The 10186-nt window shown below is 72.0% G+C and carries 11 protein-coding genes; all 11 read right to left on the bottom strand.

Annotated features, from left to right (window positions below; translation table 11 throughout):
- Nucleotides 1–268: 268 nt before the first annotated feature.
- Nucleotides 269–703 carry a transcription antitermination factor NusB gene (nusB, locus tag ACIGAN_RS19715; protein WP_365100017.1) on the bottom strand — a complete coding sequence of 145 codons (435 nt, stop codon included), beginning with the start codon at nucleotides 701–703 and terminating at the stop codon, nucleotides 269–271.
- Nucleotides 704–705: 2 nt separating this feature from the next.
- Nucleotides 706–1272: an elongation factor P gene (gene efp, locus ACIGAN_RS19710; RefSeq protein ID WP_070030057.1), complete on the bottom strand. Its 567-nt coding sequence runs from the start codon at nucleotides 1270–1272 to the stop codon at nucleotides 706–708.
- 49 nt (nucleotides 1273–1321) lie between these two features.
- The gene (locus ACIGAN_RS19705; protein WP_365742789.1) at nucleotides 1322–2428 is read right to left on the bottom strand and encodes an aminopeptidase P family protein; all 1107 of its coding nucleotides are present in this window, start codon (nucleotides 2426–2428) and stop codon (nucleotides 1322–1324) included.
- 187 nt (nucleotides 2429–2615) lie between these two features.
- Nucleotides 2616–3515 (bottom strand): Pro-rich N-terminal domain-containing protein, encoded by a 900-nt coding sequence (locus ACIGAN_RS19700; RefSeq protein ID WP_399859034.1) that lies wholly within the window; start codon nucleotides 3513–3515, stop codon nucleotides 2616–2618.
- Nucleotides 3516–3678: 163 nt separating this feature from the next.
- On the bottom strand, nucleotides 3679–4770 hold the full coding sequence (gene aroB / locus ACIGAN_RS19695) for a 3-dehydroquinate synthase (RefSeq protein ID WP_365742793.1): 1092 nt from the start codon (nucleotides 4768–4770) through the stop codon (nucleotides 3679–3681).
- On the bottom strand, nucleotides 4767–5282 hold the full coding sequence (locus ACIGAN_RS19690; protein WP_365742795.1) for a shikimate kinase: 516 nt from the start codon (nucleotides 5280–5282) through the stop codon (nucleotides 4767–4769). The genes aroB and ACIGAN_RS19690 overlap by 4 nt, the downstream gene beginning before the upstream one ends.
- Complete coding sequence (gene aroC, locus ACIGAN_RS19685) at nucleotides 5279–6463, bottom strand: chorismate synthase (protein WP_399859030.1); 1185 nt, start codon at nucleotides 6461–6463, stop codon at nucleotides 5279–5281. Before aroC ends, ACIGAN_RS19690 begins: the two co-directional genes overlap by 4 nt.
- Before the next feature lie 142 nt (nucleotides 6464–6605).
- Nucleotides 6606–7007, bottom strand: coding sequence for a hypothetical protein (locus ACIGAN_RS19680; protein WP_365742799.1), 402 nt, complete (start codon nucleotides 7005–7007; stop codon nucleotides 6606–6608).
- Nucleotides 7008–7058: 51 nt separating this feature from the next.
- Nucleotides 7059–7886, bottom strand: a complete 828-nt coding sequence (locus ACIGAN_RS19675) for a shikimate dehydrogenase (RefSeq protein WP_399859027.1) — start codon at nucleotides 7884–7886, stop codon at nucleotides 7059–7061.
- A gap of 11 nt (nucleotides 7887–7897) precedes the next feature.
- Entirely contained in the window at nucleotides 7898–9595 is a 1698-nt protein-coding gene (gene mltG / locus ACIGAN_RS19670) for an endolytic transglycosylase MltG (RefSeq protein ID WP_399859025.1), read from the bottom strand.
- Nucleotides 9596–9716: 121 nt separating this feature from the next.
- Complete coding sequence (gene ruvX, locus ACIGAN_RS19665) at nucleotides 9717–10181, bottom strand: Holliday junction resolvase RuvX (RefSeq protein ID WP_365097142.1); 465 nt, start codon at nucleotides 10179–10181, stop codon at nucleotides 9717–9719.
- Between the last annotated feature and the right edge of the window lie 5 nt (nucleotides 10182–10186).

The following is a 10186-nucleotide window of genomic DNA, read 5'->3' as shown; positions in this document are numbered from 1 at the left end:
CGCGCCCCCCCCCCGGGCGGCCCCCCCCCGGGGGCCCCCGCCCCGCGCCGGCGCCCCCCCCCCCCCCCCCCCCCCGCGGGGGGGGGGGGGGGGGCCCGCCCCCGGCGGGCGCCCCCCCCCCCCGGCGGCGTTTCCCGGGCCGGACGGCCCTCGGCCGTGCGGGGAGACGCCGGAGGGCCCGCAGCGTGAGCGCTGCGGGCCCTCCGGCGTTCTGTCTCTCCGGCGTTCTGTCTCTCCGGCGTTCTGTCTCTCCGGCGTTCTGTGTGTCTCAGGCCTCGTCGCGGCGCAGCGAGGGCTTGAGCTCCTTCAGCCGGCCCAGGAGGCCGTTGACGAAGGCGGGCGACTCGTCCGTGGAGAACTCCTTGGCGAGCTGCACCATCTCGTCGAGGACGACCGCGTCCGGGGTTCCGTCGACCCAGATCAGCTCGTAGGCGCCGAGCCGCAGGATGTTCCGGTCGACCACCGGCATCCGGTCCAGCGTCCAGCCGACCGAGTACTGGGCGATCAGCTCGTCGATGCGCTTCGCGTGCTGCGCGTAGCCCTCGACCAGCTCCATCGTGTACTCGCTGACCGGCGGCTGCCGGGTGTCCGTCCGGGAGTGGCGGACCCAGTCCGCGAGGACCGTCAGGACCTCGGCGCCACGCTGGTCACCCTCGAAGAGGATCTGGAAGGCGCGCTTGCGGGCCGTGTTGCGGGCAGCCACGGTTAGCTGTTCACCCGGCCGAGGTAGTCGCTGGTGCGGGTGTCGACCTTGATCTTCTCACCGGTGGTGATGAAGAGCGGGACCTGGATCTGGTGGCCGGTCTCCAGCGTGGCCGGCTTGGTGCCGCCGGTGGAGCGGTCGCCCTGGACGCCCGGCTCGGTCTCCTGGACGGTCAGCTCGACGGCGGCCGGCAGCTCCACGAAGAGCACCTCGCCCTCGTGCTGGGCGACCGTGGCCGTGAAGCCCTCGATCAGGAAGTTGGCGGCGTCGCCGACGGCCTTGCGGTCGACCATGAGCTGGTCGTAGGTCTCCATGTCCATGAAGACGAAGTAGTCGCCGTCCATGTAGGAGAACTGCATGTCGCGCTTGTCGACGGTGGCCGTTTCGACCTTGACGCCGGCGTTGAAGGTCTTGTCGACGACCTTGCCGGAGAGCACGTTCTTGAGCTTGGTGCGCACGAAGGCCGGGCCCTTGCCGGGCTTGACGTGCTGGAACTCGACGACGGACCAGAGCTGGCCGCCTTCGAGCTTGAGCACCATGCCGTTCTTGAGGTCGTTCGTGGAAGCCACGGTTGCGGAATCTCCTGGACTGACGTACGACCCCGGTGCACGCACCTTCCTAGAGGGCGAGCAGCTCCTTGGTCGTGATGGTGAGTAGCTCGGGTCCGCCGTCCGCCTCGGGGCGGACGACGAGCGTGTCATCGATCCGGACACCGCCCCGGCCCGGGAGGTGGACCCCCGGTTCGACGGTGACCGGCACGCAAGCGTCCAGTTTACCCATGGCCGCGGGACTCAATTGAGGGTCCTCGTCGATTTCGAGCCCGACGCCGTGTCCGGTCAGGGCCGTGAGGCCCTCCGTGTAGCCCGCGGAGTCCAGGACCTGGCGGGCGGCACGGTCGACGTCCCGGCAGGCGGCGCCGGGGACCAGGCTCTCGCGTCCGGCGCGCTGGGCCGCGAAGACCAGGTCGTACAGCTCGATCTGCCAGTCCGCCGGAGCGGTGCCGATGACGAACGTGCGGCCGATCTCGCAGCGGTAGCCGCGGTAGGTCGCGCCGAGGCAGACGGAGAGGAAGTCGCCCTCCTCCACCCGGCGGTCGGTGGGGCGGTGGCCGGGGCGGCCGGAGTTGGGGCCCGTGGCCACGGAGGTGGGGAAGGCCCGGCCGTCGGCTCCGTGGTCGACGAGGCGTCGTTCGAGCTCCAGGGCGAGGTGACGCTCGGTGCGGCCGACGAGGATGGACTCCAGCAGCTCGCCGAGGGCCTGGTCGGCGATCTCGGCGCCGATGCGCATGCAGGAGATCTCCTCCTCGTCCTTGACGACCCTGAGCTGCTCGACCGCGCCGCCGAGGTTGGCGAGGCGGAGCCGGGGGGCGACGGAGCCGAGGGCTCGGTGCCGGGCCACGGTGAGGTGGTGCTCCTCCACGGCGAGGGAGTCGGCGCCCTGCCCCTGGGCGATGCCGGCCGCCGCGACGGCCGGGTCGCCGCCGGCGGCTCCGGGCAGGGTCTGGACGCGCAGGGCCTCGTCGGGGCGCTCGGTCGGCGGGCGGTCCGGGGCCGGGCAGCACACCAGGAGGTCCTCGGTCTTGCCCAGCAGCAGGACGGCGCCGTGCGGGGCGGCGCCCGCGAGATAGCGCACATTGGCGGGGCGGGAGATCAGCGCCGCCGCGCTGCCGCCCGCGTTGCAGTATTCCCTCAGACGCGTCCGGCGGGCCGCGTACACCTCTGACATGACCCGAGCCTATGAGCTCCGCCGGAGTTGCGCTGGTTGAGGGCGTCCGAGTGAGGGTGCCCGGGATGTCCGGGTAGCTGGTGGTGCTGTTTCGGGAGGGGGCGTGCCGCGCGGGGCTGTGTGCCGCCTGCGGCTGTGCGGGGGCTTGTCGCGCAGTTCCCCGCGCCCCTGAGCGGCGCCGGGCTGTTCACCACTGCGGCGGGCTCGCTATCGACCTGGCCAGGACGTCGTCCAGGACCCTCGCGGTCTCCGGGACGTCCAGCTGGGAGTTGTCGATGATCGGCAGGCCGGATCCGTACCAGCCGGCCATACGGCCGTGGATGCGGGCGACCTCCTCGTCCGACAGCCGCCGGTTCCCCGAGCGCTCCGCGTTGCGTTCGAGGACGATGTCCAGCCCGGGCAGGAGGACGACCGGCAGCAGGCCGGGCCCGACGTGCCGCTTCCAGCCGCCGAGGCCGACGACCGGCCGGTCGGGGAAGACCGCGTCGTCGAGGATGCACGAGATGCCGTTGGCCAGGAAGTTCCGCGCGGCGAAGCCGCAGGTGCGGCGGGCGAGGCGGTACTGCGCCTCGGAGTTGTCGTTCCACCCGGACTGGGGGTCGGCGAAGCCGGAGCGGACCCACTCGCGCACGTCGTCGAGGCTGATGTGCGCCGTGGGCACGCGGCGGTGGTCCGCCCAGTACTTGGCGACGCTGGTCTTGCCCGCGCCCGCGGGGCCGATGAGCAGCACGGCGAGGGTCGTGCCGGAGGGGTCGGGGGCCGCGGCGGCCGGTGGCGCGCTGGGCATGGCGACCGGGCCGCCCGGCGGCAGCGGCACATGGCCGGTGGTGTCCGGCGGCGAAGGGACGGAGGCCTGCGGGGGCGGCGCGACCGGGCCGGGCGGAGGCGGCGCGGCCGGTCCGGGCGGGGGCGCGGGGTACCCCGGGGCCGGGGGCGGCGGGGGCACGGGCGCGGGGCCCTGGTGCGCGCCCGGGTGCGCACCAGGGTGGTGCGGGTCCGGGTGTTGTGCGGCCGGTGACCAGCCGACGGCCGGTCCGTGCCCCGGCTGATGGGGCGGCGGCAGCGGAGAACCCACTGCGTGCTGCATCCGGTGCCACTCCGTCTCGTACAGGCGATGGGCGCTGACTGCGGGGCGGAACCCGCTGCTACCGAACGGTACCGCCCCCGGTCGTCGATGTGTGAACGGCCGGGGGCGGTCCGAAGTGCCCGGCCCCGCAAGGCGATTCCGGGCGGAAGGCGCGCAGCGGGAGTTACTGCCCGACTTCGCCGTACGCGGCGAGCAGCACGGCCGGGTCGGGGCCCTCCAGGACGGTGGGCTTGGCCAGGCCGTCGAGGACGATGAAACGCAGCAGGTCGCCGCGGGACTTCTTGTCGACCTTCATGGTCTCCAGCAGCTTGGGCCACTGGTCGTGCCGGTAGTACAGGGGCAGTCCGACCGACTCGAGGATCGTGCGGTGGCGGTCGGCCGTCGCGTCGTCCAGCCGGCCCGCCAGGCGGCCGAGTTCGGCGGCGAAGTGCATGCCGACCGAGACCGCGGCGCCGTGGCGCCACTTGTACCGCTCGTTCTTCTCGATGGCGTGGCCGAGCGTGTGGCCGTAGTTGAGGATCTCGCGCAGGCCCGACTCCTTCAGGTCCGACGAGACGACGTCGGCCTTGACCCGGATGGAGCGCTCGATGAGTTCGGCGGTGTGCGGGCCCTCCGGGCTGCGGGCGGCCGCCGGGTCGGACTCGATGAGGTCGAGGATGACCGGGTCGGCGATGAAGCCGGCCTTGATGACCTCGGCGAGCCCGGAGACGTAGTCGTTGACCGGGAGGGAGTCCAGCGCGGCCAGGTCGCACAGCACCCCGGCGGGCGGGTGGAAGGCGCCGACGAGGTTCTTGCCCTCGGCGGTGTTGATGCCGGTCTTGCCGCCGACGGCCGCGTCGACCATGGCGAGGACGGTGGTCGGGATGGCGATCCAGCGCACCCCGCGCAGCCAGGTCGCGGCCACGAACCCGGCGAGGTCCGTGGTGGCGCCGCCGCCGACGCCGACGATGACGTCGGTGCGGGTGAAGCCGGACTGGCCGAGCGCCTTCCAGCAGTAGGCGGCGACCTCCGCGGTCTTGGCCTCCTCCGCGTTGGGCACCTGGATGGCGACGGCCTCGAAGCCCTGCTCGGCCAGGTCGGCGCGGAGCGCCTCGCCCGTCTCGGCCAGGGCCTCGGGGTGGATGATCGCGACCCGCTTGGCCTTGCCACCGATCAGTCCGCCGAGCTCGCCGAGGAGCCGGCGGCCCACGAGGACCTCGTAGGGGTCGGTGCCCGCGGTGCCGCCGACCTGGATCCGCGTCACTGCCTCGCTCATGCTTCCTTCAACTCCAGTGCGTCGAGGGCGACTTGCGTTACCTCTTCGGGCGTGCGGCCATCGGTGGCCACGACGACCGTGGCGACCTCCTCGTAGAGGTGCCGACGGGCCTCCATCAGCTCGCGCCACTGCTTGCGCGGGTTGACCGCGAGCAGCGGGCGGGCGGCGTTGAGGCCGGTGCGCTTGACCGCCTCTTCGACGTCCATCGACAGGTACGCCACCCGCTGCCCGGCGAGCAGCGCACGCGTGTCGGCGTCGAGGATCGCGCCGCCGCCGAGGGCGAGCACACCGTCGTGCTCGGCGAGCGCCTTGTGCACGGCCGCCTTCTCGACGGCCCGGAAGGCGGCCTCGCCCTCGTCGACGAAGATCTCGGCGATGGTCCGGCCCTGCGCGGCGACGATGTCGTCGTCGGTGTCCCGGTAGGCGACCCCGAGCCGCTCGGCCAGCAGCCGCCCGACGGTGGACTTGCCCACGCCCATCGGGCCGACCAGCACGACCAGCGGGCCGCTCATCGGATGGCGAGGTGGTCGAGGTACGAGGTGACGTTGCGCCGGGTCTCGGCCACGCTGTCACCGCCGAACTTCTCCGCCACCGCGTCCGCCAGCACCAGGGCCACCATGGCCTCGGCGACGATCCCCGCGGCCGGGACGGCGGAGACGTCGGAGCGCTGGTGGTGGGCCTGGGCGGCCTCACCGGTGGTGACGTCCACGGTCTGCAGGGCGCGCGGGACGGTGGCGATGGGCTTCATCGCGGCGCGCACGCGCAGCAGTTCACCGGTCGTGAGCCCGCCTTCGGTGCCGCCGGAGCGGCCGGAGGTGCGACGGATGCCCTCGTCGGTCTTGACGATCTCGTCGTGTGCCTGGGACCCGGGAACACGGGCCAGGTCGAAGCCGTCGCCGATCTCGACACCCTTGATGGCCTGGATGCCCATCAGCGCACCCGCCAGGCGGGCGTCCAGCTTGCGGTCCCAGTGCACGTGCGAACCGAGCCCCACGGGCACGCCGTAGGCCAGGATCTCCACCACACCGCCGAGGGTGTCGCCGTCCTTGTGGGCCTGGTCGATCTCGGCGACCATCGCCTTCGAGGCGTCCGCGTCCAGACAGCGCACCGGATCGGCGTCCAGCCGCTCCACATCCCCCGGCGTCGGGTACACCCCCTTGGGCGCCTTCGCCGACGCGATCTCCACGACGTGGGAGACGATCTCGATACCGGTGGTCTCCTTCAGGTAGGAGCGGGCCACCGCCCCCAGCGCCACCCGGGCGGCCGTCTCCCGCGCCGAGGCACGCTCCAGGATCGGCCGGGCCTCGTCGAAACCGTACTTCTGCATACCCGCCAGGTCGGCATGCCCCGGGCGCGGACGGGTCAGCGGCGCGTTACGGGCCAGCCCCGCCAGCACCTCCGGATCGACCGGATCGGCCGCCATGACCTGCTCCCACTTCGGCCACTCCGTGTTGCCCACCATGATCGCCACGGGGGAGCCCAGCGTCAGGCCGTGCCGCACGCCGCCGAGGAAGGTGACCTCGTCCCGCTCGAACTTCATCCGGGCACCGCGGCCATAGCCCAGCCGCCGCCTCGCGAGATGGTCCGCCACCATGTCCGTGGTGATCGGCACGCCGGCGGGAAGCCCCTCCAGCGTCGCCACGAGTGCGGGACCGTGGGACTCACCCGCGGTCAGCCAGCGCAACCTGCTCAACGGTGCTCCTCAGTGCTCGCGCCCTGGTACTGCCCTGCGTACGCACGTCCTCGCGTACGGCGACGGCTCGACCGGGTGCGCGGCCCCGGTCCGCCACCTCCGATCCTCCCACGTCCGCGCCGGGTGTCCGGCCGCCGGTCCATCAGGCGGACGAGCCCGTGGCCGGACCGTCGGTCCGCTGCTGCTGCGGGGCGTACGCCCCGAGGAAGTCGGCGCCGCTCGCCTGCGGCGCGGACTGCGCCTGCTGCGGGGCGTAGGGCCCCAGATGGTCGGCGCCGCTGCCCTGAGCCGCCGACTGCGGCGCATAGGCGCCCAGGTAGTCGGCGCCGCGGCCCTGCCCGTACTGCGCCGCGGCGTGGACGGGCTGTCCGCTGCGGACGGCCCGCCGGTAGGCGATCTTGCGCTTGATCTTCACGACCCAGGACGCGACGACGGCGAGCACGATCAGGGCGAGCACCGTGATCTGGACCCAGTCGGGCAGGAATCCCAGCACGGACTCGAATATCTGGGACTTGACGGACGCCTGCGGCAGGCCTGCGGACATGATGCGGTGACCCCTCCCCTGTTCCGCCCCCTGCGGAACCGAGAGCGGATCTTAGCGGTCCGCGAGCGCGCGCTCCCCCGCTTTTCGCATGGCCTCCAGCGGCGCCGGCGCCAGCCCCGTCATCTGCTCGACCTGGAGCACGGCCTGGTGCACCAGCAGATCGAGGCCGCTGACGACGGCGCCACCGTGGGCCGACCAGCGCGCCGCCAGTGCGGTCGGCCAGGGGTCGTAGAGCACGTCGAAGAGGGCCGCCGGGCGTTCCGGCACGGACCGGGCGAGGGCGTCGGTGACTCCGGCCGGCGTGGTGCTGATCACCAGCGGGGCGCGCAGGGCCTGCTCGGCGTCCGCCCAGTCGGCGATGCGCACCGTCACGTCCAGCCGCTCGGCCCAGCGGCGCATCTCGGCGGCGCGGGCCTCGCTGCGCACGTACACGGCGATCTCACCGGGGCAGACCCGGGCGAGCGCGGCCAGCGCGGACGAGGCGGTCGCGCCCGCGCCGAGGATCGCGGCGGCCTCGACCTTGTCGATGCCGTGCTCGCGCAGCGCCGCGACCATGCCGGGGATGTCGGTGTTGTCGCCGGTCCGGCGGCCGTCCTCGGTGAAGACGACCGTGTTGACGGCGTCGACCGACGCCGCGGTCTCGCTGATGCCGTCGAGCAGTGGGATCACGGCCCGCTTCAGCGGCATGGTCAGCGACAGCCCCGCCCACTCGGAGCCGAGCGTGTCGAAGAAGCCGGGCAGTCCGGCCTCGTCGACCTCGAACCGGTCGTAGCTCCAGCCGTCCAGTCCCAGTTCCCGGTAGGCCGTGCGGTGCAGGACCGGGGAGAGCGAGTGGGCGATCGGGGAGCCGAGTACGGCGGCACGGCGTGATGTGGCCATCGAAGGGTTCCTCAGTTGTTCCGCGAGGCGTTGAACTGGTCGACCAGCTTCTGGTGTTCCGCGTTCGTCTTCGTGAACTTGCTCGTCTTGCCGTCGAGCGAGATGAAGTAGTACCAGCCGTCGTCCGTCGGGTTCAGGGCGCCCTTGAGGGCGTCCTCGCCCGGGTTGTCGATCGGACCGGGCGGCAGGCCCTTGTGGAAGTACGTGTTGTACGGGTTGTCGTAGTTCCGCAGCTCGCTCAGACTCAGGTCGATCTTGCTCTGGTTCTTGATGTAGTTGTACGTGGAGTCGAACTCCAGCATGCCGTTGGTCTGCGGATTGCCGGGCTTCATGCGGTTGTAGACGACCTCGGCCATCTTGCGGAAGTCATCGTGGCTCGTACCCTCGGCCTGGACCAGGCTGGCGGCCGTGATCAGCTGCCAGGGGTTCTCCAGCCCGAGGCTCTGGGCCTTCTCCTCCACCCCGAGCTTCTCGTACGTCTGGGAGGCACGCGCGACCATCTGCTTCAGCACGGCCTCGGGCTTCTGGCCCTCGCTCACGCCGTAGCTGGAGGGGTAGAGGAACCCTTCCAGCGGGTCCTTGACGTCCGGGTGGTTCTGCGCCCAGGCGGGCAGGCCGAGCTTCTTGTAGTCCTTCTTGGCGACGGCAGCCGTGGTGCCGTCCTTCACCTTCAGCCGCTTGTCGATGAGCCGGTAGATGTCGGCGTTGCGCTTGCCCTCGGCGATGATCAGGTTGTCGCGGCTCTCGGGGCTGAGCATCATCTCCACCGCGCTGGCTGCCGACATTTGCTTCTGCAGCGTGTACACGCCCGCCTGGATGTTCCGGCCGTCGGGGTTGCCGGCCTGGGCCGACACGAAGGCGTCGACGCTCTTGACGACACCGGCGGCCTTCAGTGCCCGGCCGATGGCATAGCCGTCGGAGCCCTCCGGGATCTCGACGGACACCTTCTGCCCGTTGCCGTCCCCCGCGAAGTCCGGAGCGTCGCCGAAACGATCCTGGTAGAACTGGTAGCCGAAGTAGCTCACGCCCGCCAGGCCGCCGCCGAGGACCAGGACGACCACCAGGCAGGCCACGCCGTTACGGCGTTTCTTCGGCTTTCCGCCGCGTCCGCGCTCGTCGCGCCGGCGGCGGTCCCCCGGCTCGTCGTCCTCGTCGTCGCCGCCCGCGAAGAACGCGTGTTCCCCCTGGTCGGGTCCGGGGTCCCAGTCGGTCTCCGGCTCCGGGTCGGCCTGCCGGCGGCCGGGCGGCTCGGGGGGCGGGTAGGCGTCGGGTGTGCCGTAGTAGTCCTGGCCGTGGCCGCCGTCGTACGCGCCGGCCTGCTGCCCGTAGGGGTCCGAAGGGTCGCCGGGGTAGGAGACCTGCTGGTGGGAGCCGTCGGACCAGCCGTTGTCGTACTGCTGCTGGTGGTAGCCCTGGTCCTGCTGGTGCCCGTGGGGGTCCCCGTGCCCGGGGTACTGCTGATGGCCGTCGGGCTGGGCCGCGTACTGCTGCTGGTCGTACGGGTACTGCTGCTGCCCATGACCGTATCCGGCCTGGTCACCGGTGCCCCAGTCGCCGTACTGCGGCTGCTGCGGGTAGTGCTGCGGCTGGCCGCCGTAAGGGGACTGCTGACCCTGATGGGCCTGCTGTCCATCCCATCCGCCGTCCCCGTACAACGGGTCCTCCGGATGCCACGGTTCGGAGCCTTGGCCCCGGCCATACTCAGTCATCGATCCCCTAGAGCCGCGAGGCGGCGGTCACGCGGCTTCCGGCTCGGCTCCCGTCCCGCCTCTTGCTGTGCGGGGCCTGTTCGAATGCCGCCGCATCGCGCGGAACGTTACCGTATCGCGATCAGATGACCACTTCGACGTCTTCGCCGGGTGCTTTACCTGACACCCGTTCGGATTCAAGGGCCTGCTGCAGGATGACCACGGCCGCCGCCTGGTCGATGACGGACCGGCCCTTCTTGGACTTCACGCCCGAGGCGCGCAGCCCTTGAGTGGCCGTCACCGTGGTCATGCGTTCGTCCAGCAGCCTCACCGGAACCGGGGCGATCATGCGCGCCAGTTCCTGGACGAAGCCGCGGACCTTGACCGCGGCCGGCCCCTCGCCCCCCTTGAGGGAGCGGGGCAGGCCGGCCACGACCTCGATCGGCTCGTACTCCTCGACGAGTTGCTTCAACCGCCGCTGAGCCGCGGGAACGTCCCGCCCCGGGACCGTTTCGACCGGGGTGGCGAGGATCCCGTCGGGGTCGCACGAGGCGACCCCGATACGGGCGTCCCCGACGTCGATCGCGAGGCGACGTCCTCTGCGCATGATCT

Origin of the sequence: Streptomyces sp. NPDC085931, assembly GCF_044540565.1 — a bacterium.
Taxonomy (GTDB): Bacteria; Actinomycetota; Actinomycetes; order Streptomycetales; family Streptomycetaceae; genus Streptomyces.
Note: the sequence above shows the minus strand (reverse complement) of the source record. Positions and strands in the feature narration are given on the sequence as shown.